Genomic DNA, 25,009 nt, shown 5'->3' with positions numbered 1-25,009 from the left:
TGGCCGTCAGCGCTTCACGTTCACTCCACCTCGGCCGACCGGGGCGTGGACACGAGCTGGAAGCGGGCACCGGGCGCGAGCCGGCCGTCGCTGATCAGCGCGTCGCTCACGAGGGCGTACACGTTGTTGTGGAAGCCGGCCTCCCGCAGCGCCGCGGCCAGGTCGAAGCCGACTCCCCCGTGGCTCGGGCGGGCCCCGGCGTCCTGCGCCAGCACGACGACGTCGCGCTCGCCCCCACCGAGCAACCGCCGGAACACCCCGGAACGCAGGAGCATCTCCCCCGCCTTGCCGCCGCGCAGCTCGGTGACCAGCCCGCGAGGCACCGACGCCACGCGGACGAACTCGCCGGCCCGCGCGTCGAACACGAGCACGACCGGGCGGACCACACCGGCCAACCCCGCCGAACCGGCGAGCCCCTCCGCACCGCTGTCGACGAACAGGTCCAGTTCGCGCTGCATCGGCGTGCTGGTCGGGAACGTGACCACGAGCCCGGACGCGAGTACCGCCACGTCCTCCACGGTCAGCTCGCCGTGCTCGACGAAACGGTCGTCCCAGACCGCCGTCACCGTTCCCGTCAGCCCGTCGTCGACGACGCCGAGCGACGCCACGTGGGGCCGGTTGGTGACCAGGTGGAACCCGGGCCACGGACCGCCGGTCATCGCGCCCATGAACTCGACCACCTCGGCGGTCCGCGCCCGGGCGGCGGCGATCCCGGGTGCGTCCGACCCGGTGTTCCTGGTCAGCACGACCAGCTGCCCACGCACGTCGCCGTCCCGCAGTCCGCCTCGCTGTTCCATGCTGGTGACGAGCATGGAGGCCACGTCCTCCGGCATCATCGGTCGCCAGGCCCCGCCCTCGCGCCGCACGAGCCGGCCGCCGTGCGTGGTGAGGAACACGAACACCGGTGGGGCCTGGCCCTCACTGCGCACCAGCTCCCACGGCGCCGGTTCGAGTGTGGCCGTGATATTGCCCTCGGCGTCCCGCCGCGCCTGGATGACGTTCTTCGTGGCGAGGTCTCCCGCAGACGTCAACCCGTGCAGTGTCCTCGTGAAGCCGTCCCCGTAGTCGAGGGAGAAGAACGTGGGCCGCCCACCGCCGTCCAGCACCGACCGCACGTCCTCCGACGGCGGCACCGCGGCCGCCGGCTCCATGGCCGGGCCGGCGTCCATGACCGAGTCCGGCTCCACCGCCGTCACCGGGCCATCACTCGACGGGTGCGTCACGGGCCTGCCCCGCTCCGCCCTGGCCCAGGTTCCCACCAGTGTCGCGGTCAACCCGCCCCGCTGCGGCACGTCCGACGGGAACGTGCCAGCCATTCTCGCCACCGATCGATGGGACTCGCCTTCCGCGACCCTTCTCAGCGCCCACGACCGCACCCAGTGCAGGCCCTCCGGATCCTTGAAGTCGCCTTTCGCGTCGCGCGCGAAACTGATGTCCGCAGGCAGCTCCAGGTTCGTCCAGCTCGCCGCGTTCCGCTCGTCTCGGGGTGACACGTAGAACATCAACGTGTCACCGTCACCACGCGGCCGGAACGCCAGGAACTCCTCAGGTGCCTCCCGCACCGGGTACGGACCGGCGACCAGCTCACGAACCCGCTGGGTGAGACCGCTCTGACGCCACCATTTGAGCACCGTCGGGTTGCTGGCGAAACCGATGGCGGCAGCCACGTCCGACGAGCTGTACAGCCTCTTCGTAGCCTTGTTGAACCGGACCGAGTACAGGGTCGCCAAGGACCTCACCAGCTGTTCGGCGGAGGAGTCGACGAAATGGCCGTGGTTGTCGCGGGCGAAGCTCATTCCCGCGGGCACCGCGACATTCCTCGGCACGCCGGCCGGCAACGGCCGGTCTGACAACCCCAGGTACACCCTCAGCGAGTCGCCTTCGAACCGGGGCTCGTAGTCACGCAACTCCCCGACCGCCGCGGCGGCGTGCTGGATCACGCGCCGCCCGAACTCGACGCTGTCGGCATCGCTCGCCAGCCCGGCCTCGATCAGCCATTGGTGCACGGTCGGTTCCCGGACCATGCCGGTCATCCTCGCCAGGGTAGCCGCGTCGTAGCCGTCCGCCGCGGCGGCCGCGATCACCCATGACCGCACCCAGTGCAGGGCTTCCGGGTCGCTGAGGTCGCCGGCCGAGTCGCGCGCGAAGCCCAGGTCCCCGGGGACCACCAGGTTCGTCAGTGTCGCCACGTTCCGCTCGTCTCGCGGCGACACGAAGAACTCCAGGGTGTCACCCTCACCACGCGGCCGGAACGCCAGGAACTCCCCGGGTGCCTCCCGCACCGGGTACGGACCGGCGAGCAGCTCACGAACCTGCAGGGTGAGACCGCTCCGACGCCACCATGTACTCACCGCTTTGGTCGTCACGAGGCCGGACAGCCGGGCGACGGAGCCACCGTGGTGAAGACGCTTGCGCGTTCGGTCGTACTGAACGCCCTTCACGATCGCCCAGGACGTCACCAGCCGCCCGGCAAGGCCGTCGTTGAAGCGCACGCGACCGAAGTCCGCCCCCGGCGGCGGTGCGATGTTCGGCGCCACGCCCGGTGGCACCTGGTGGTTGGTCAACCCCAGGTACGTCGCCAGTGAGTCACCCTCGAACCGGCCGTCGAAGCTCAGATACTCGAAGGGAATCTCCGCCGCCTCCGAGAACGCCTGTTGCACGGTGGCCGGGATGCCCGCCTCCGACCACCACTGGGACACCGTCTCCGCACCCACCATGGCAGGCAGGCCGACCAACGCCGCCACCGTCGCCGCCGTGTACAGACCCCTGTCCTCGTCCATCGCGCCGAATGCCCCGACGACCCACGACCGCACCGCCTCCGTCGCGTCGGCGTCGAGCAGGACCCCGTTCGCGTCGCGGGCGAAGGACATCCGGTCGGGCGCGGCGAAGTCGCCGGACGCGTACCTGATCCACGTGTCGTCGGGAGCTCCGGGGCGCCACCGGCTGAGATCGCGCAGTGCGACGCTCGTCGGATCCAGTGCCGGCAACGGCATCGGCTCGTCCGGGTCCGTCGGTAGCGGCGGCTCGTCGAGGTGCTCCGGCGGTGCCGAGTACCGGGGCCGGCCCGTCGACGGCCCCGGATCCCCGGACTCGTCCGGCGCCGCCCGGCCCGGTCGCGGACCGTTCGGGGCACCGCCGGGCAGACCCGGCCGCGCGATCGGCACGTCGGCACGCGACAGCACGCTGTGCGCGATCAGGTCGGCCAGCTCGACGGTGCCCAGCCGGGCGGCGTCCGCCCCCAGCGCCGTGTGGACCCGTTCGACGGCAGCACGGTCGACCGACCGCACCGCTCCGCCACTCAGCTTCGCCGCGGCGCCGTCGACCCACACGGCCAGGTCCCGCAACGGGATCGGCTGGTTCGCGGTGTCCGCGAGGTCGGCCCTTTTGGTCGCCGCGGGAACGGCGGGCGGACGTTCCTCGGCGTGCGCCGCGACGTCCGCCTCGGTGATCAGGCCCCGGTCGAGTGCCTCCTGCTCCCACACCCGCACGAGCAGGTCGTCGCGGGAGCCGATGCGGACGACCGAATGGGGATCCGGCCCGCCGAGAGCGCCACGCACCGACGCGGCGGCGGACTGGGTCCAGTTGGAACCGTGGCGGGTGACCTCGGTGTAGAAGTCCGCGTTCGCCAGGAACAGGTACGAACGGCCGGTGTAGTCGACCCCGTGGGCGCCGCTGCCGCCGGTGTCCGGCTTGGTCACGACGCCGGTCGCCGCGTCGTTGCCGATGGTCTCGCCGGCGGGCGGACCGCTGGTGATGCTCGTCGGACCCGGCCCGTGCGCACCGACGGTCTCGCCGACGAAGAACGGCACGGACGGCCCGAAGCTGCTGGCGGACGTCGTCACCGTGCCCTCGGGCCGGACGTCCTCCAGCTCGTGGGACAGGTTCATCTCCGTGCCCTCCGGCAGGGCACGCACCAGCCGGAAGCTGCCGGGGTCGAAGTCGGCGGTGACGGTGAGGTCGAACAGCGAGTCGTAGAGGGTGTGCTTGGCACCGACGACGTTCGCCGAGCTGTACCTGTCGCCGGTGAACACGGCGTTCGACGCGGCGTGCAACGAGCTGCCCTTGGTCATGGCGTGCGCGACGTACTCCGCGTTGCCGCCCGGCCGCGTGTACTCCGACGGCGTGCCCGCCGCCGCCCGGAGCTGGTCCTGCCCGATCGGTCCGGTCGGCAGTCGCTGGCTCGACAGCTGCGCGTAGACCGCGTCGTGGACGGCCGACGCGGTGCTCGCGCCGATCGACTCGACCCGCCAGCCGCCGGTCTCCTCGAACATCGGCTGGTTCCTCGGCGGGCGGGTGGTCAGGACCGTGACCGTGGGCGGCGTCTCGGGCCCGGTCAGGGGCGGCGACGCGGAGGCGCTCGGCGACTGCAGCACGACCGCACCCGCCAGGATGACCGGGGGCACCGCGGTGCGGTCGAGGTCGACGTGCCTTGGCACGCCGAGCAGCGGGGTGTCGAGCATCGGCATGGGTGCCCGGCGGCGGGTGATCGTCAGCTCGTAGTCGACCTCGTGGCCCGTCCGGCCGACCTTGTCGGTGTCGACGTGCGTGCTGACCTTCTCGGTGCCGCCGCCGGGGAGGATCACGTCGGTCCTGCGGCTCCTCGCGCCGCCGAAGATCTGCGGGGTGGCCCCGAGGGACCACGTGCCGGGGGTCGCCCGCGGCTGCCCTGGCCCGCCGTCCTGGTCGGGTTCTTTCGACGGCGCCGTGTCCTTGCGGCCGTGCACGCCGGCTTCGACCGCCACGGCGGCCGACCACGTGGTGTTCTTCCTGTCCTGTGTGGACACGGTCACGTAGTTGTCGTTGCTCTGCTTGACCGGGATGACCGGCGGGACCGGGGGCTCTGGCGGCTCCCGGTCGGCGGGCCGTGCGGTGACCCGGATGTCGACGACGTCCTGCAGCAGCACGCCCGGGTCCGGCACGGAGATCACACCGCCGTGGCCCTGGTCGCCGACGAGCACGTCCTTCAGCCACACGTGCCCGTTCGGGCCGTTCAGCATCTCGTCGACCTGGTTGAGGACCTCCGCGCGCCATTTGTTGCTCGTCACCCCGAGGGTGGTGAGCGCGTTCCCGACCTCCGTGAGCGGTGACCGCAGCGTCGCGTCGACGACCGTGGTGTCGCCGAAGGACGCGTAGCCGCCGTCCTCGGGCAGGAGTGTCCGCGCCGGGTCGGCGACGGGCGTCACCGGGTCCGGCAGCGCACCGGCCAGGTCGGCGGGCACCGGCACCCCGGCCGAGGTGAACAGGGCGATCGCGTGCTGGACCGGCAGCTCCACCAGGACACCGTTCGGCTGGTCGACCGTCACCGGCAGCGGGGCGAACGGCAGCGTCTTGACGACGTTGCGCAGGTTCAGGTCGGCCTCGTAGGTGTACCGGGCGTCCAGCACCACCAGCGCGGTCGGGCCCCGGTACTTGAACGCCTGCTTGGCGCCGCTGGTCAGGTCGGCGGTCTTGTTGCGGCCACCTCGCCAGCCACCGCCGAAGACCGCACGCACCGCCGAGCCGACGGCACCCTCGCGCCGCGAGGAGTAGCCGAGGCTCACCTCGCCCTCGACGCCCACGGCGGTGGCCTTCGTGGTGCCGGTGACGTGCTCGCCGAGCTGCGTGCGTTTCAACGAGCTGTCGGGGGACACGTCGAGCAGCCTCGGCGCGGAGTAGTCGACCCGCGCCGTCAGCTCGCCGTTGAAGTCGGTCAGCCGGCCCGGCGCCAGCATCCGCCCGCTGCGCGAGCCCCTGCCGCTGATGCCCTGGCTCGCCGTGCCCCGGCTGCCCGCCTGCCCGACGAAGTTGCGCACGGCGTCGGCCGAGGTGGTGCCGGGACGGGTCAGCTCGGAGTGCTTGTAGTCGTAGACGTTCGTGGTGGTCCGCGCGTCCACCGTCCTGGTCTCCACGAGCCGGTCCTGACCCCAGGACGACCAGCTCCCGGAACCCTTCGGCGGGACGCGGGTGGACGGGCCGGGTGCCGCCTGCGAACCCTCCGCGGCCTCGACCCGCTTCGCCAGCGCGATGTACAGGCCCTCGGTGGTGTTGGGCGTGACCCACACGTGCTCGACGTTGGCGTAGTCGCCGAACGCGCCCCGGCCGACCGCCTCCGGCGCCGGAGGCGGGGTGCCGAGGTAGATGCCGGCGGTCATGGCGCTGTCCGGCAGCGGCTGGGTCGCCCAGCGGAGCTTGTCCGCCGTGGTCGACACCTCGACCGCGCCTGACACGGTGGCCGTGCGCAGGCCCTGCTGGCCGGCCGGCTCGCCGGCGAGCACCCGGTCGATGTCCGCCGCCGACGGCCCGTGGAGCCGGTCCTTCGCCTTCGCTCCGAACAGCTGACGGCCGCCGAGGAAGAACCGCTGCGCCCAGTTCGGCGTCGGGGTGGAGCGGTGTCCGAGCGTGAACTCGACCGTGCCGGAGAAGTCACGCAGGCCGCCGTAGGACTTGCTGGACCGCCCGTCCTTGCCGGTGTAGCCGGACTTGTTCACGTGGCCGGACTCCCACGTGCCGGTGACCGCCGCGCGTGGCGCGCCGCCGGAGGTGGACGGCCCGCCCCGGTACGGGTTCGCGTTGGGGTTGTCGGTGCCGGTCACCACGTTCGCGCCGCCTGCCCCGGCGCGCGCGCCCCGCCTGGGGTCGAGCGTGCGGCGGAACTGGTCGGCGGCGCGGTCCTCGGCACCCATCTCGGTCAGGCTCGACGGCACCGTCGTGGCCGGCGCGGACAGCTCCGCGTGGAACTCGAGGTGGTGCGTGCGGCCGCCTTCCTGCCAGGTGACCGCCTCGGTGCCGTGTATGGCGTTGTACATGGCGTCCCGCGCGCTGTCCGGTGTGCCGAACTTGGCGGCCACGGCCGCCGCGCCCGCACGGCCGAGTCCGTACGACAGCACGGGCACGACCTTGTTGGTGTCGACCGACCGGATGGCGTCCTTGCCGAACCAGTACACCTTCGGGTTGTTGGGGTTGACGTCCTGGCTGCCGGTCAGGTGTGCCGGCAGCGGCAGGCCGAGCCTGCGGGCGTCCGCCACGGTCAGCGTGACGGTGCTCCGCACGGTGTCGTGCACGCCGGTGGCGCCGCCGAGCCGCGCCGGCCGCTCCACCCGGTACACCAGCTCGGTGTCCCAGAAGCCGTGCCCCGTCGACCGCTCGGTGGCCAGGGTGGCCGCCTCGGTCGCCCAGGAGCCGAAGTCGCTGAACAGGCCGGCGAACCACCGCTTCGTGCCGGCGAAGAAGCCGGCACCGAACGACGCGTCGCTGCCGCGCGCGGTCGACCAGGCGGAGCCGTGGCCCGCGAAGTGCGCGTGCTCGACCTCGGTGGTGCCGAACAGGGTGATCGAGGGTTGGGCGGTCGGCGTGATCGTCGTCGCCTCGCCGTCCACGGTGACCCGCACCGGGTTCTCGTCATGGGTGAGGAGCACGGTCCGGAGTGCGCTGGTGACGGGCTCCGAACGACCCAGCGTTGGCTCGAACGACGGCGGGACGGTGACCACGCCCGACCGCAGCAGCGGGAACGCCTCCACCGGCACGGGGTTCGGCATCGCGACGCCGGTGCGGGTGATCCCCGGCAGGCGCAGACCGGCCTCGACGGGCGCCACCAGCGGCTCCAGGCCGGGACGGCTCGCGGTGAGGACCATCGTGGCCGGCACGATCGACCGGTAGGTGGTGGTCCTCGCCCCGGAGACCGTGGCCGACTCGAACCTCTGTGTCCGCCTGGTCATCCCGCCGGCGAAGACCATCGGCCGGCCCAGCAGGCTGAGGGCGTCGAGCGGCGTGACGAACAGCAGGGGGATGCGCAGGGGCAGGCTGCTCGACGTCGTCGACGCGCGTGGGACGCTGACCTCGCGCGATGTCGCCCGCGCGCTCGCGGTGGGTCGCCCGTGCGGTGGCGCGGTCGTGGTGTCCGCGGGCCGGTGCAGGTCCGCGGTGACCGCGATGTCGACGGGGCCGTTCGGTGTGGTGACCTGCAGGCTGCCGCTGTTGACCGCCTGCGCGAGCCCTTCGGGGCCGAGGCCGGCGAGCTGTGCGGCGACCGAGTCCTCGGGCAGGCCGGTCAGGTCGGCGACCGCGGCGGCGAGCGCGTCGAGCGGGCCGAGGGTCTCGATCCGCACCTCGGCGCCGGGCGGCAGGACCGACAGCTGGGCGAGTCCCCGTTCGATACCACCCTGCCTGGCGGCCTCCTTCGCGTCCTCCCTGGCCTGCTTGGCGGTGTCGACGGCACTCCTGGCCTCGTCCCGGCGCAGGTTCGCGGCGTTCTCGGCGGCCAGCACGGTGTCACGGTGCTCGCCGGCCCGCGTGCCCGCGCCCGCCACCGCGGCGGTGGCGGTGTTCGCGGTCGCCAGGTGCGCCGCGATCTGCTCGGTGGCGGCCGTGGCCGTGGCGAGCGCCCGCGTCGCGCGGGACTCGGCCTCGACGGCCCTGTCGTAGGCGGTCCGCGCCGCCGTGTAGGAGGACTGCGCCGCGATGAGGTCGGCGCCCGTCGCTTCCACGACGGCGTCGGCCGCGTCCAGGTCCGTGCCGGCCTCCTTGCCGAACTTGTCCGGCTCGCGCAGGGCGGACCAGTACTTCTCGGCGTCCTCGAACCGCTGTGAGGCCAGCTCCAGCGCCTCTCCGGTGCCGACGACCGCGCCGTAGGCCTCCCGCACCGACCTGGCGAGCAGCTCCAGCTCGGTCGCCGTGTGCCGTTGCGCCATCCGGGCCTGCCCGAGCGCCACCGCGACCCGGTCACGTGCGTCCGCGGCCTCCTGCTCGATCCGCCGCGGATCCAGGGGTGGACCTGTCGGCACGGACGACTCGCCGGCCTGCTGCCGCTGACCGGTCACGTCGAGCGGCTCGGCCGCCGACGCGTCCGCGGGTCGCCGGGTGCCCAGCGCGTCGGCCAACCTCGACGAGAGCGCCGCGGCCGCGAAGGGACCGCTGTCGAGCAGCTGGTGCGCGACCAGTGTCTCCACGTCGTCGATCAACGGTCGCAGCCACGCCGCTCCCACCCCGCCACGGCCCTCGATCACCAACGGCGTCCGGTGCTGGCGCGTGACGATCGACGCCGCGTCCGCCAGCAGCTCCGCACGCACCGCAGGCTCCACACCGGCCAACCGGCCTTCGGAAAGCCGCGCCGACTCCGCGACCCACGCCGCGGCATCACGGGCAGGCGGCCACAACCACGCCTCCGGCACGGACACGGCCCCGTCCCGCACCGAGCCGACCCAGGTCGAGACAGCGGCCCAGAACCGGGTGTCGGCGAAGCGGGCCGGTGCCCCGCCGGCAGGGCCGCCACCCTGCCGCACCACCGGCACACCCAGGTCGGCGAGGATCGTCGACGCGATCAGCTCGGCGGCCGCGCCCCGAACCAATCCCTGGGTCACCTCCCAGAGCGTCGCACTGGCCTCCTCGATCATCACGGGATCCAGTGCCGTCACCCGAGCACCGGACAACCGCACGGCGGCGGACACCACGTCCCCGAACGACGGACGGCCCGGCGGCGCGGACGAGGTCGAGACCGGCGGCGCGGGAGGACCCGTCGGCCTCGGCCGCTTGTCCACGCGACGTGTCGGCGGACCGGCGACGTTCGCCGCCTGTTGCCACGACGTGACCCAGTACCGAGCCTCCGGGTCGACGACGTGACCGTTGATGTCGCGGGTCAGGTCGATGCCGAAGTTCCGCGAGCTGGCGAACGACTCCACCGTGGGGTGCTCGGGCGAGGGCCGGTATGCCAGGAAATCCGGATGGGGCGTGCGCATCGACCCGGCGATCCTCCTCCGCACCGCGACGCCGAGTCCGAGTGCGGACAACCGCTTCGAGACGGTGTTCTCGTTGAGACCGAGGTACCTGCCGATCTCGGCGGTCAGGAGCGGCTCCCCGGTCGTCGCGTCGGTCCGCAACGCCTGCACGACGAGCCAGGACGTCGTCCACAGACTGCGTCTGGACCGCGTCGTGTCGGAGGGGAACAGTTGGTCCAACTTCTCACCAGGTTGTCGTGGCTGCCAGGAGAGGAAGTCATGGGTCAGTGCGGCGGCCGCCTCGAACCGCTCCTGGAGATCCGGCGAGACACCGACCTCCGTCCACCAGCGGGACACGTCGGCAGCCGACACCACGCCAGGCAGACCGATCAGCTCGGCCAGCCGTGACGCGGTGAACATCCGCCCTTCGGTGTCGAACCTGCCGAACTTCCCCACCAGCCACCGCTGCGTCACGGGATCCGCCAACCCGGCCTGGGCATCCCGGGCGAACGAGAGGCCCGTGGACCACGAATAACCCACCGCCGCTGCCGCGTGCGGAAGGGCGGTCCGCGCGATCACGTCGACCAGTCCGGCCACGTCGTGGTGCGCGGCGTTCTCCCCGAGGCTGACGTGGATCTGTTGCACCAGCGCTGGGTCGACCTCGGTCACCCAGCCTCCGGTCAGCCGCGCCACCGCGCCGCCGACCCACGCCGTCAGCGAAGCCAGCGGCACCTCCCCACCGGGGGCTGAACCGTCGGTAGTGGGCGGCAGACCGACGAAGTCCGAGTCGTCGGAGCTGGCGTCCGACAGGTCCTCGCGGCCGAGATCGGCGAACCGGTTCGGCAGGGTGTCGCGCAGCAAGGCTTCCAGGGTGGGGCTGTACTCCAGCATGTCGCCGACCCTCTCGATGCCCACCGACACCGCGACGGCCTCGCGCACGAGCTCGACGACGTCACGCTCGACGAGCGGCAGAGCCTCACGCCGGAGACCGTCGAGGAAACCGCTGATCAACCGGAAGATCTCCCCGCCGACCTCCTGCAGCCACAGGACAGCCGAGTCGTGTGCCAGTCCCGCATCCACCTGTCGCCCGTACTGTTCGTCGAGCGTTCGGACCGAACCGACACCGGCGGCCAGCGCGGGTTGGCCGGGTCCGCGCGGAAGCAGGTTGGTGGTGGTCAGCTCCAGTGCTCGCGGCGACGTGACGACCACGGTCTTCTCGCGCAGGACACCGTCCCGCACGGCGCCGGGAACGGCGCTCACGATCCTGAGCGCGTCCAGCACGGAGTCGATCGGGCCGACGATCCGCTGCCGCACCGGCGACGAACCGAGCATGCCGATCCACTCGTCCTCGGTCAGCGGACGGTCGCTCAGCGTGGGATCGAACACCATCCATTCGGGACCGCCCTCCCGCTGCACGAACACCATCGACGCGACGTGGTAGGCGAACGGGAGGTCGATCCGCGTCGTGTCAGGCAGGTTCCAGCTCGTGCTCAGCGGCGGCTCGTTGCTGCCGATGAAGATCTTCCTCGGCTGCGTGCCCAGCTGGATCAGCTTCAGCGCCACCAGGTGTGCTCGCATGTAGCAGTGGTCCGACGCGAAACCGTGTGGAACCGGCACCTGACCGAACCGGTAGTCGAAGGTCATCCGGCTGACGGCCTGGAACCACTCCAGGGCCGCGTCCCACTCGACCGGCGACGGGTCCGTCCACTCCTGCCGGACGCCCTCGTCGGGGATCGGCTGGGCGAACAGGTGCTCGACGTACTCGCGCTCACCGGGCAGCGCCGCGGCGAGGTCCTCGCCGAGCGACCGCCCCACACCGTGCTGATCGGTCGTCAGCAGCCGGTAGGCGTCCTCGACCGCCCACACCCGCCGCGGCTCCCGGTCGAGCGTGCGCAGCAGTTCGAGCGCGTCCCGCTCGGCACCCGCGTCCATCCAGTCCCGCAACACGTCGGCGAAGGACTGCACAGCCACGGTGTCCGCAGGCCGCGTGCCGGGAAGTCCGCCCGTGCGGGGCGGCGGCGGGAAGTCCGCGCCGTCGAGGCTTCGTGGCGGGATGTGCCCTGTCTCCTCGTTGACGCGGTCGACCTGGGTCTCGGTCAGCCTGCCCGCCTCCTGGGCCGCCGTCAGTGCATCGGCGAGGCTGTGCCCCTGCGACTGTTCGTAGGCGTCACGCAGCTGCTCGCCGTCGCGGCGGGCGTTGGACTGGCGCAGGATCGTCAGGACCTCCCGGAAGTCGACCGGGGTGTCGCCGCCCTCCAGCAACGTGGCCAGCCGTTGCGCGTAAGGGACATCGGACACCGGGACGAAGTCGTCGCTCGCCGACCCGGCGCGGTCGTTCCCGGTGAGGTCCGGGAGCGCCGTCGGTGCGGCCACCGGGTGCCACCCCCGCACATCGCCGAGCTGGCTGACCATCGTGCGTTCGATCGCCCAGGCGTGTCGTGGCTTGATCGTCGAGGCCGAGGAGATCAGCCGTCCCATCGGTCCGTCGTCGTCGACCACGCGGCCGCGGTTCTCGTTCGCCAGGAACACGCGTGTGCCCTGGACGTACTCGTCGACCAATCCCGCGAAGTGCGGGATCTCGTGGGCGAGACGCCTGCCCGGGTCCCGCAGCGACCACCGCGTCTGGTCGGTCCTGCGCGGATCGTCGGCGGGCAGCAGGGTGATGTCCGCGTGCGCGGGTTCGCCGCGGCCGACGAAGTCCACCCGCATGTGCAGCTGGTCACCGTCCGGCAGCCGGAAACCTCTGTTCACCATCGCGTCGAGGCCGGCCTTGACGTCCAGCTCGACCGCGACCCGGTCGGTGGCCGACACCCGTGAGCCGTCCAGCCGCAACCGGACGGTGTACTCCCGCACGAACCGGCCCGGCGTCACCTCCATCCGCCGGACGTCGTACCGGATCAGGTGTCGCAACCTCGGCAGCCGCCCGGGGCGCGCGGTGCCCGTGAGGAGCGGGTCGGCCAGTTCGGTGTCCACGGTCCGGACCTCGGCGCCGGCGCGCAGTCCTTCCCAGTCCGCCGGCCGCAACGGTTCGTCGGCCGGGGCGAACCACTCGGCGGTGGAGGCGTCCGAGTGTCGCCAGGTCTCGTCGTCGAGCACGGACGGTGGCGTGGCGACGCCGCCGTCGCCGAACTCCGACGCCTCCGACCGCATCGCCGGGCTGGACGACCGCGACGAACTGGTTCCCGAGACGGTGGGCGGGGCTTCGGACGCCCACTGGTTCACCACGGACTTGCTCACGAAGCCGGTCGACCTGGCGACCCTTTCTCCGTCCCGGCCCGCGGCCACGAGGCCCTGCGCCCAGGTCCGCACCCAGTGTTTGGCCTCCGGGTCGACGAACACGCCCCGGGCCGACTGGGCGAAGCTCATGCCAGGGGGCGTGCCGTAGTTCTTCTGCGTGTCCTCCGGCAGACCCTCGGGCAGAGGGTCGTCCGACAGGAACAGCTTCAGCGAGTCGCCGTCGAACCTGAGCCGGAAGTCCCGCACCGCGGCGGGCAGCGGGCGCATCGGTACCGTGAAAGCGGCCCGCACGTCGGTCGTGAGACCGGCCTCGTTCCACCACGTGCTCACCTGTCTCTGGCTCACCAGGTCACCGGACAGCTCCGCCACCTTGGAAGAGGCGTAGTACCGCTTCTTCGACCAGTCGACCTTCCTGCCCATCGCGACGACCCACGCCCGCACCCACTCACGGCCGACCGGGTCGATGAAGACGCCGGCGCCGTTCCTGGCGAACGAGACCCCCTCGATGGCGAGGTTCGGCCGCACCCCCGCCGGCAGCCCACCCGCCGGCATACCCCTGCTCGTCAGCCCCAGGTACAACTTCAGCGAGTCGCCGTCGAAGCGCGGTTCGAACGAGACCAGCTCCGGGAGCGGCGGTGCCGGCGGGATGGTGTTGGCGCGCGCGGTCGGCGCGACATCGTCGGCAGCCGGCTCCGCCGCTTGCGGCCGTTGCGGCGGCATCGCCGGGTGCGGCCCCGGCAGGAGGGCACTGATCGACGGCAGCACGCCGTCGAACTCCGCCCCCGCCCCGGCGCGCAGCGGCGGCAACATGACGTCGAACTGCGGGAAGACCTGCCGAATCGGCGGCAGGACGTCGGCCCCGTTGTCGAGCCGCGGCCGCTTGGACGCCGGCGGCCCGTCCTCGGCGAAAGTCCCGAACCTGCCCGCCAGCTCCCGGGCCGACGACTCCGCCGCGGGAAAACCACGCTCCCACAACTGAAGGGCGACCACCGCCGTGAGATCACCGACCAACTGCCGCGAGTGCGGCAGCCCCTGATACCGGACCACGATCTGCTCGGCGGCAGCCAGTAACCCCTCACGCCGCCCACCACCGACCGCGTGTAGCCGTTCGTAAGCCCACGCCGCCATGGCGTCCAGCGATGCATCGGACGCCGGCCGGCCACCCGGTGGCGCCGGTGCGATCGCGACACTCACCGCACTGTCCACCTGCGACAGGAGGACCCGGCCGCTCTCGGTCACGGCAGGCCGCAAGGCCATCGGCTGCCCGCCTCGGTCCACGGCGTGCATCGGCTCTGTGCCCGGCCGTCCCGGCCGGGGGTCGAAGGTGGTACTTCCCCCGGCCGGGGCGGTGTCGGGCTCGCCGAACAGCGACGGTGCCCCGCCGACCTTGTTCTTCCTCGCCCACGCCACGAACTCGTCCGGGGTCAGCAGCGAGCGGCGGCCGTTCCCCGGGTCGTTGACCGAGAACACCGGCCGCCCCTCGACCCTGATCGCCTGCGCGTACACGACATGGCCGGGCATGCGCAGCCGGTCACCGGCACCCGACGCCATGCGGGCCCAGAACTCCTCGCGTGCCCGCGCCGTGTCGAGCCGGTCGGCGAGCGGCACGGGCGGCTGGTGCAGCGTCTCCCGGTCCGCGGAGCCGAACGGCCTGCCGTCCGGCTCCGCGGCGAGTTCGTCCCGCAGGGACGCCGAGTACAGCTCCGTGCCGCCGTGCTTCCTGCGACCTGGCCGGTCGAGGTGCAGCTGGGGCGCCAGCAGCTCGCTGCCCAACGAGCTGCCACGCACGACTCTCGGGGTCAGCACGGCCACGGGCGGCTGGTTGAGGTCGGTGGTCCCGAGCTTCTGCATGGACCGCGCCCACTGGTCGGTGATGGCACGCCAGGCAGCGGGGTCCTGCCGACCGGAGGCGGCCAGCTCGAGTGCCCGCGCGGTCAGGCCGTCCATCGTCGACCTCGTCCGGGCCACCCGGTCCTGGAGCACCTGCTCGTAGGTGCGGCCCAACGGACGGTCACGCACGGCACGCGCGGTGGGTGGGGTCCGCTGCAGGCTGTGCTCGAACCAGCTCGCCGCGCGGTGGCCGATGGTCAGCAACGCGGCCACCGAGGGAACCCTCGCGCGCAGCGCGACATCGATGACGGTCGGCTTGCAGGTGGTGATGAACCGCTGCTCCTCGTGCCCGCTCACCGCGTACATCGACTCCACCAGTGCGGCGGGGTTCGCCAGGAGCGCCGGGAACAGCGGTGCGTCGAGCAGGTCCGAGCGGCCGCGCTGGCTGAGGTTGACCAGGCCGAGCACGGCCAGCCGCACCGGGAGCGGCGCGTCGACGGGGAAGTCGATGCCGCGGACCATGGACCTCGGCGCCGTGAACGGGTTCGCGCCGCGCTCCAGGTAGCTCGCGATGTCGTCCAGGACCTGCACGAGCCGGTCCGGCGTGATCGGCTGGATCGACTGCCATTCGGCCCTGGTGCGCCCGCTGGGCCGGGTCGGCACGTGCGAGGCGATCAGCACGGCGTCGTTGACGAGACCACGCAGCTGTTCCCGCGCACCGGGGTCGGTGAGCGTGGCCAGGCCACGGCCGATCACCGACAGCTGGTCACCGACGCCCGCCGGCAGGTCCCGCCGCTCCACCACGCCGGTCCCGGCGAGCTCGCCAAGCTCGGCCGCCCAGCTCGCCAGCTCCACTGTGGACAGTGTGAGGCCCGCGACCCCGTCCATCACGCGGTGGTAGTCCCCCGCGATGCCCTCACCGGGCCCTCGCGCGGCGGGCACGTCGTGGTCCTGGCCGCGTGCGTCGCCAGGCGCGGCGAGCACGGGCTCGACGCGGGCGCCGTCCGCCAGGCGCAGGGTGCCCGACTCGACGGACGCGTGCCCGGCGTACACGTCGTTGTCGAAGCCCTCCGCACGCAACGCCGCACGCACCCCGGCGCCGAGACCCCCGGCCGCGCTGCCGGCACCTCGCGTGACCACGACCAGCGAACGTTTCCGGTCGGCCAGGGTCTCCCGCATCAGCGCGGCCTGCAGCAGGATCTCCCCGGCCTCGCGTCCACTCAGCTCCACGGTCCGGCCGGAGGGCAGCGCGACCCGTGCCGTCTCCCCTGCTCCGTCGAACAGCACGACGATCCGGTCCCCGACGCCCTCCAGCCCGGCGGTACCCGTCAGCCCCGCCGAGCCGTCCGACACGAACGCGTCCAGCTCCTGCCAGGCTCGCTCGTCGGCCGGGAACGCCACCACGAACCCGCCGGCCATGACGACCACGTCGTCGATCCCGAGCGGGAAGTGCGCCTCGAACGGTTCACCCGACGTCGCGAAGGTGACCGGCCCGTCCGGTGTCCCGTCCGACACGAGCGGGGCGTGCTCGCCGACCTGGTGCAGGCCCGGCCAGGTCCCGCCGGTCAACGCGCCGAGGCGGTCGACGAGTGCCCGCGTCAGCTCCTCGGCCGTACCGGGGTCGCCGTCGAGGTCCTGGGTGAACACGACGTTGCCCGGCCGGGGGTCGCCGTCCGGTACCTGTCCGGAGTCGACGATCCACTGTGCCAGCTCGTCCGGGGTCATCGACGCGCCGCCGACGGTGAACGCGCCGTTCTCGACCTCGGTCAGGATGAACAGGGGTGGCGCACCGCCCGCCCACGGCGCGGCGACAAGCTCACCGTCCGGTCCGGCGACCGTGCGCAGCCCGTCGCCGCCTCGGCCGGCCACGCGCGCCAACGCGTCCCCGTGGCGGCCGGTGGTGTCCACGGCGCGCGGGCCCGGGGCGTCCGGGCCGAGGTGTTCCGGGTTGCTCAACCCCAACCGGGCTGGAGCGGTCGGTGGCACCTCGGTCGTGTAGGTCGACGGGGTGGGCGGCTGGCCGTCCGGGGTGTGTGTCGCCCAGCCGGCGCCGGTCGCGTCCACGTCGGCCGACGGGCGCATCGGCACGACGAGCCGCCCGTCGTCGGTCGTGGCCGCCGGACCGATCCGCACCGCCGGGCCGGGGCCGTCCATCCCGATCCAGGCCAGGTCGATCGGCCGGAACACCGTGACACCGGTCTCCTTGGCCAGGCGGTCGGCGAGCGAGGCGAGGTTGCCGGGTTCGCACACGTAGAGCCGGATCGCGTCCTTCCCGTTCCACCCGGCGGACTTCGCGGCGTCCAACATCTCCGGTCCGGTCGGGCGCGGGCCGCCGTGCGTCCCGTTCCGGAACACGATGCCGACCTCCCCCGGCCGCCGGGGCAGCAACGCCACGGCGGCGGCGAACTCGTCGCTCTCGTTGCCACGCAGGAAGACACCGACGGGAATCCGCACCGGGGTGAACACATCAGACGTGGCCGCCGCCCGTGCCGGCACGCCCGCCGCCACACCCGCTGCCGCAGCACCAGCCGGCGACGCGGGCCCGGCCGTCGCGAGGCCCGGCGAGGACCGTGCGGGCCTGATCGCGGTCGCCGCCGGGGCGGTCGACTGTCGCGCGGGACCGGGTGTCTGTGCTCGTGGCCGCACCGGGGCCATCGCCGACTGCGGCGGGGCCAGCGTCGGGGACAGCGACGGGGACAACGTCGACGGGGACACCGGCGGCCGCGCCGAGGGGGTGAGCGACCCCCGTCTGCCGCGGTGCGCGGAGCCCGACCGCGGTGCGCCCGGCCGGCTCGGCGACGCCGAGGGGACGGTGATCGTGGGCGCCGGCTTGGGCACGGGCAGGCCGAGAGCGGCGAGGCCGGCCTCGTCGACCCGCAGCCAGGCCTTCGGCGGGTCACCAGCCTCCTTCGGGTGCCACTCGTAGGGCGTGGTCGTCGTTCCGTCGCGGTGCTGGACGGTCAGCCTCGGCCGCAGTTCGGCCTGGACCAGGAACACCCGGTCGGTCCTGCGTTCGGTCGTCCTGGGACCGCCGGGGGAGGTGGCACGCTCGCTGCCGAACTCGCGCTCGTAGCCGGGGATGCCGAGCACGCTCGCGGCGGGGTCGGCCACCGCGCTCGCCGAGAGCGTGCCGCTCTTCTCGACGCTCGTGGTGGTCTCGTCCGCGGTCGTCGAGAGGTGGGTGAGCGTTGCGCCGGTGATCTGGCGGACGATCACCCGGCGACCGAGGTCGAAGCTGACGTTGACGCTCGAGATCGACCTGCTGCCGACCTGGACGGTGTAACCGGCCGCCGACAGCGGTCCGTCGAAGTGCTGGCTGAGCCAGCTCGCGCGGGTGGCCACCAGCAGGTGGTAGGCGCGGCGCGCGCTCAGGCCGTGGGCCAGCCCGATCAGTGCTTCCTGGAGCTTGGGCGCGTCGAAGGGCCACGCCCGTATCGTCGCGTCCTTCGGCACACCCGGTTCGGCACCGTCCAGCTTCCGGGACTCCCGCCACGAGTTGTCCACCTCGTCGAGCGGTCGGCCCGTCGCGCGGAAGATCGAGCCGACCGTGGTGCGGACCGCTTCCGGCAGCGTGAACGGGGTGCCGGTGAACCAGCCGGTGAGCGGGTCCGTCCGCAGGCCGGGGACGTTCCTGCGGTAGGCGCCCGACCGCATGTACGGGTGCACCTGCACCGTGACCTCGATGCCGAACCCGTGCCGTTCGGCCTCGCCCTTCCACTCGTAGATCGTGGTCGGCCCGGTGACCGTCTCACGCTGCCGTCCCGAGGAGCGCTCGCCTTCGAGGCCCGCCTGCGGCGCGACGGCCTCGCTGATCATCTCCGAGCCGAAGAACTTCGGGATGGGGATGGACTTCGACCCGGAGCCGGTGACCCCGCCGCTCAGTGCCGTCGAGCTGCTCGCGGTCTTCGTCGTCGAGGTCCTCAGCTCGGACCTGAAGCTGTACTCCCGGTCCCTGCCTCGGTACTGGGCATCGTCGAGTAGCCGCGCCGACACGATGACCAGCTCCTCCAGCTTGCCGGAGTCGACCGGTCGGTTGGCGAGCGCGACGAGACCGCCGTTGAGCATGTCGGTCATCTCGATGTCGAAGTTCAGCGCGAGCCGCGTCGCGAGGTCCCCGAGCATCTCGGTGTCGTTGAGCCTGGTGTACTTCGCGGCCGTCTTCGGGTGGGGGATGTACTTCGAGACGAAGTCGCGCAGCCGCTCCTCGATCAGGCGCACCAGGTCACGCACCGTGTCGGGTGTGCCGGGGTCGACCCCGCCGACGCCGTGGCCGGCACCGGTCGGCGGCGTGGTCGCGTCGGGCGGCGCGGGCAGAGGCGTGCCCGCGCGGACGGCCTCGTAGGCCCGCCGGTCGTCGGGGTGCAGGTTGCGGTCGACGTCGTGCGCGGTCAGCTCGCCGATGGTGGGCAGGTCGCTCGCGGTGACCCAGACCTTCACCGCCTGCGGCACCTCCCGGTACCGGGTCTCCCTGGTCTCCGCACCGGGGTGTTCGCCGCCGAGCGGACCGGTGTCGCTCCCGTGCACCGAGGTGTCGAGCTGGTGGCGGACGTCGAACTCCACGAGGTAGCCGCGTTCGACCCTGCTGTGGGTCGTGGTCACCTCGTCGTTGTCCTTCTCGCCGACGGAGTGGTCGCGGCGCACGCCGACGGTGGCCTCCACACCACCGGTCACCGGGCCGAGCGGCGCGGAGACCGAGTGGGTCAGCGTGACGCCCTTCGACCTCTCCTCCGGCCGGTCCAGCTCGATGGTGGTGCGGGTGGTGCTCGGGAAGGTGTGCGCGTCGTCGCGGTCGACGATGCGCGCGTTGCCGAGCACCGTCGTCAGTCCCACGCTGCCGAACAGGTCGCGGCCACCGATCTTCGCGATACCACCGTCGTTGTGGCTCTCCAGCCACAACCGGTCGGACACCGTGCCGGCCAGCCCGAACCTCGCCTGGCGCGACGGCCAGCTCGACCACGTGTCGAGCGCCATCCGTGAGGACTCCCGGCCGCGGTCGCCGGGGTTGCCGCCGCCCAGCGGCGCCGAGGCCCTGCCGAGGAACACCCGCTTCCCGATGTCGACCATCCTGCTCCGGGTCCCCGTCGCGGCCGGTAGCACGAGCATCCGCGTCGCCGTGGAGGCGAGCGAGTCGATCGGCTTCAGCGAGTCGATCTCGTACTCGGCGGGCAGCCTGCCCTCCCGCATCGGTGTGGTCGGTTGGCTCGCGGGGAGCCACCCGGTCTCCACCATCGTCGACGCGGGCCCGAGGTCGACCCCGATGCCCCGGCGCTCCGGTACGGCGATCTGCACCCTGCCCGCCAACCCCGGCTGGTAGGCGGGCTCGGCCGGGGCCTCCGAGGCCGGGTCGAGCTTCTCGCCGCGCCACTCGAACGGCGGCTCGAGGTCGTCGAAGCCGAGGCCGAGCCGCGCGTCCAGCTTCATCGGGTAGCGGTAGAGGTGGCTCCCGCCCTCGGTCTCGAACTGGTTCTCGTGCCCGACGTTCCTCGACACGGAACTCTCGCGTGACCTGTTGGCCGATGCCTCGGCGCTGCCCGACAGGCTCGCCACGCCCGCGTCGCCGCTCGCGGAGAACCCCGCCGACCTGGACCGCTTGCCGACGACGCTGGTGCGCCTGCTCTCGCTGACCGCCAGCAGACCGCTGAGCTGCTTGTTCGGCGCGCCCGTGACGTACTTGCCCTGGTCGGCCACCATCGTGCCGGACAGGAACAGGTCCCGCTCGCCAGACAGCGAGAACCGCAGCCTGTCGCCGCCGTGCAGTGCCTTCGCGTTGTCCCGCAGGAACTCCCGCAGCCGCTGTTCGACGTCGTGGATGTCGGCGGTCCGGACGGCGCCCTTGACGACCAGGCTGCGGACCAACCGGTCCACGAAGTACTGCTCGGTCGCGGGAGTGAGCCGCCACTGTCCCCACACGTTGTGCGGCACTTCCTCGACCCGCATGCCGGACGGGCCTCGGCCGCCGGTGCTCGCGCCGGAGCCCGACTCGGGGTCGGAGTCCATCTCGCCCGGCAGGGCGGCGACGACCCGGACCGGGAGGTCCGCGACGAACGACGTCGCGGACTCGGGGTGCCTGATGAACTGGTAGCGGAAGCTGTCCTTGGCGGCCGCCTGGTCCGGCTCGGCGACCGAGATCTGGAGGTGGATCTCGCCGGGGATGTCGTCGACCTCGCCGGTGGACCGGGTCTGCTGCTCGTGGTGCACCCCCGCGCTGTGCGACGACTCCGACTCGGCGGTGCGGCCGTAGGACCCGCTCACCGAGAGCCCGAAACCGAGGGCGGTGGCGATCCGCTGGCCGAACGTCACGGAGAACTCGCCGCCCCAGGCCTGGGACGACCCCGCGGACCGCGTCGTGGAGCCGCTGACGCTGCGCTTGTGGCTGATCTCCGCGGTGCCGCTCGTCACGTGCGACGGCGTGCGGGGGCGACCGAGGCGCTGGCTCGCCGACGGGTGTTCGACGCGACCGACGATGACCTCGTGGGGGCGGCCGCGGTACTGGAACGTCTTCCTGGCGAGGCGGTAGGTGACGACGTCGCCGCCGTGCTCCGCGGCGAGGTCGTCGAACCACTCGCCGAGCCCGGACTCCTCCCACGCCTTCTCGTCCAGCTGCAGCTTGTTCCGCAGCTGCGTCGCCGCCCTGCCGATGCCGGGGAACTCGACGTGCTTGATCGCCTTGCGCACCTCGTCGAGGGCCGCCCAGTCCCGCGCCCTGTTGACGGCGTTCGTGTTCCTCGACGAGTCGAACGACAGCGCCGAGGACCGCCGCCGCCGGTGCGTGGTCGGGACCGCGGCCGTCGCGCCGTGCCAGGCGAGGGTAAGCCCGGGGACGACCACGTCGGCCGTGACCGGGACGTCGCTGTGGTGCCTGCGCAGGATGCTCGAGTGCCTCGGGGTGATGACGGCGCGGTACTGCACGTCGTGCTGGGAGTTGACGGTGGGGCGCTGGTCGGCGGTCAGCTCGGCCGAGCGCCGCGACTCCGACGTCACGGACTGGCTGCCGCGCATCTCCGAACCGACGCCGAACGGTTCGAAGTGGACGTCGCCGACCGGGCCGACCGGCACGGTCAGGAAGTTCGCCCTGGCGGGCGACCGCTCCGCGGCGTCGACGGCCGAGGTCAGGTCCGGCGCCGACTCGTGTGCGCTCGACCGGTCGCCGAGAGACGCGGTCTCGTGCGACGGCACGCCGATCCCGACGACGCTGACCTCGATGTCGAAGTGGGGCGTCTGCGCGGTCAGCCCGTCGAGCGTGTCGCCGAAGTCGCCGAAGTTCTCGTCGGGGAACTGCGTCCTGACCCAGTCGGCGGGCGGCGCGTGCCTGCGGAGGCGCTGAGCCAGCAGGTTGGTGATCATGGTGCGCACGGCGGCGAAGTCCGGGGTGAGCCCCGGGACGTCGACCAGTGTCGGCCGCGTGACCCTCGCCTGGTGTGCCAGGGTTTCCGCGGCGGGGTTCGGCGGCGGGACGATCGCCCGGGGCGGCGGCGGGGCCAGGTGCACGGGTTCGGCCAGCCCGAGATCGGTCGCGGGGGTGTGCGTGTCCCGGTCCACCGGCGACGGCGACACGGTGCCGTCCTCCGGTGCCCGTCGTGACCACCGCCCCCCGCTGACGATCGACGGCCGGCCGTCGGTCCAGACCAGCTCGCCGCCCGTGACGCCGCCGGCGACCGTGCCGGGCCCGAGCCAGACGAGGCCGGCGTAGAAGTCGATGGGCACCCCGAGTTCGGCGCCGACGGCGTCGGTGAGCGCGGCGAGGTCCCCGGTGTCGCAGGCGACCAGCTCGACGGGGTCCCGCCCGTTCCAGCCGTTGGCCCGTGCCGCGGTCGCGATGTCCTGCACCGTCACGGCTGTTCCCCCGTGCTCCGCCGCCCGGAAGATGACGGAGAAGATGCCCGGTTTGGCCTGGATCCGTGAGACTGGCCCGACAAGGTGGGCATCGAGCGGTCCCGCGAGGAACACCCCGGCCGCGACGGGCACGGCCACCGGCCGGGTCGTCCGTGCGGCGGCGTGCCCAGGTGCGGGTCCGATCGGCGCTGGGGTGCCCCCGTCGCTGACCAGGTCCACGGATGGTGCGAGGAGTGGGCCGTCCTGCTGTCCCGGATTCTGGTGACCGTCACGGTGGTCGCGGTGGTCGCGGTGGCTTGGCGTGTCGGCGGTGTCGGAATGTGTCCTGGGTGTGCCGTTCCCGGTGGCGTCGGGCTGCGACACCGGCAGCGTGTCCGTCTGCCGGCTTGGCTGGCCCGCGTTCTGAGGTGGTGAGGAGGGCGGGGTGGGTGGCTGTGCCGAGGACCGGGCGGCGGCGGGCGCGGAGTCCGCGGACGGGTTGGTGGCATCGCCGGGCCTGCCCGGCATCCGAGCCGCAGCGGGCGACGGTGTCTGTGGTGACTGTGGTGACTGTCCGGACGTCGGCGCGGCATCGCCGGAAGAGGTGGCCGGAGGACCGGAGCGCGGCGTCCCGCCCGAGGAGATGGGGTTCTGCGTGGTGGGGTTCTGCGGAGTGGCAGGCGCCGAGGCGCCGACCGCCGCCGCCGAAGAAGGCCCCGATGAGGTGACTGCAGGAGCGGTCCCGGAACTCAATCCGGTTCCGGTAGGCCCAGATCCGGCGGCAGAACCGGCTCCGGTGACAGGGCCCGGCCCACCGACAGAACCCGGCCCACCGACAGAACCCGATCCACCGACAGAACCCGGCCCACCGACAGAACCCGGCCCACCGACAGAACCCGATCCACCGACAGAACCCGGCCCACCGACAGAACCGGATGTGGTGGCAGAACCCGATGCGGTGGCAGGAAGCGAACTGGTGGCAGGAAGCGAACCGGAGCCGGAACCCGAGCCTGCGGCGGGAACCGATCCTGTGCCAGGAACCGAGGCGGGGGCCGGTGTGGCGGTCGCCCCGGGTTGGGTGATGCCGGTCGGACCGCTGGGCGCCTGTTCGCCGAAGTAGTCGGCAGGCGCTGGGGCCGCTACTCCGGGTGAGGTGTCCATACTCGGAGCCGTGGCCGATGGGCCTGCGGCCCCCGGGGTCGTCGCCGGGGCACTTGGTGTGGTGGAGGCGGTGTCGCCCGTTGGGTTGGTTGTCGCCGTTGGGGTGCTTTCGAGTGCCGGTGTGGCATCGGCCTGGGTGAAGGCGACACCGACCGAGGTGGGCTGCGCTGTCGTTCCGGCGGTGCCGTTGACCAGAGTGGCGCCGCTGAGACCGGTGCTGTCGCTGGCGATGGATACGTCGTCACCAACAACGGTCGCGCTGTCGCTGACGCTTGCGGTATCGACGTCGACCGGCTTGCCGCCAGTGGTTTCGCCGTCCGTGACGGCACCATCCGTGGAGCCGGCCGTGACGGCACCATCTGTGGTCTTGCCCGCCGTGACGGCACCATCCGTGGTCTTGCCGGCTGTGACCGCGCCGCCCGCCGTCTTGGTGTCAGTGGCACCCCCAGCGGCTTTGCCGTCAGTGGTTCCGTCGATCCCTCCGATCGACAGGTCCCCTATGGACAGATCCCCCAGTGACAGGTCCCCCACCGACAGGTTCGGCGTCGACACCCTGGCGCCCTGCGCACGGCTCATCAGGCTCAACGCACCGTCCGTCGCAGCGGCCAACGGCATCGCCGCACCACTCTCCGCCGACGCACCGTCCTTCGGCGGGAACAACCTCGACAACGCACCAGCCAACGGCTCCTGCGCTACGTTGATCGCCTGGTTCGCCGCCGCACCACCGATACCGATCTGCATCCCCGTGTAACCCAGGTCAGCGAAACCACCGGCCAACCGACCCACCAGCCCACGCATCTCCGGGCCCGCCAGCGCTCCGACCTCGTTGCCAACCGCCGCACGAAAATCACGCGACATGATGTCCACACCGCGGCCGATCGACCGGCCGACACCCCAGAAGGCGCCGCCCAACGCACCCAGGACCGACGACATGAAGAACGCGTTCCAGTCCACACCCTCCCGCAACCGCTGACCACCCGCGGTATGCATCGTGTTCTGGATACCATCAATAGCGATGTCCAGACCGCCCATGAACGCCGCACCCGCCGCCGCGTACTTGGCCACATCCACCGCAAGCTGCCTACCAGCCTGCACACCCGCCGCCCCCAGGTGCGCCAAACCCTCACGCGTCGCCAACCGCAACGCCACCGCACGGAAACTGAAACTCGCCAACCGCATCATCAGCTGACGCAACGCCACACCAATACCCAAACGAAACACAGCCACAACACCAGGAATGAAAAACGCACCAAACAACGACGCCAACAACTCAGCAATCG

2 protein-coding genes are annotated in these 25,009 nt (G+C 72.4%); one reads left to right on the top strand and one right to left on the bottom strand.

The window, feature by feature from the left end; genetic code table 11:
- Positions 1-20: 20 nt before the first annotated feature.
- Positions 21-22,589 carry a protein-glutamine glutaminase family protein gene (locus CLV71_RS21865; RefSeq protein WP_208297680.1) on the bottom strand — a complete coding sequence of 7,523 codons (22,569 nt, stop codon included), beginning with the start codon at positions 22,587-22,589 and terminating at the stop codon, positions 21-23.
- A gap of 2,124 nt (positions 22,590-24,713) precedes the next feature.
- On the opposite strand from CLV71_RS21865, the gene CLV71_RS21855 reads away from it, so the two are divergent.
- Positions 24,714-25,009: hypothetical protein (locus tag CLV71_RS21855; RefSeq protein WP_133904699.1), on the top strand; the 296-nt coding region annotated here is incomplete at its 3' end.

The sequence above is a fragment of the Actinophytocola oryzae genome, from assembly GCF_004364325.1.
Lineage (GTDB): Bacteria > Actinomycetota > Actinomycetes > Mycobacteriales > Pseudonocardiaceae > Actinophytocola > Actinophytocola oryzae.
Note: the sequence above shows the minus strand (reverse complement) of the source record. Positions and strands in the feature narration are given on the sequence as shown.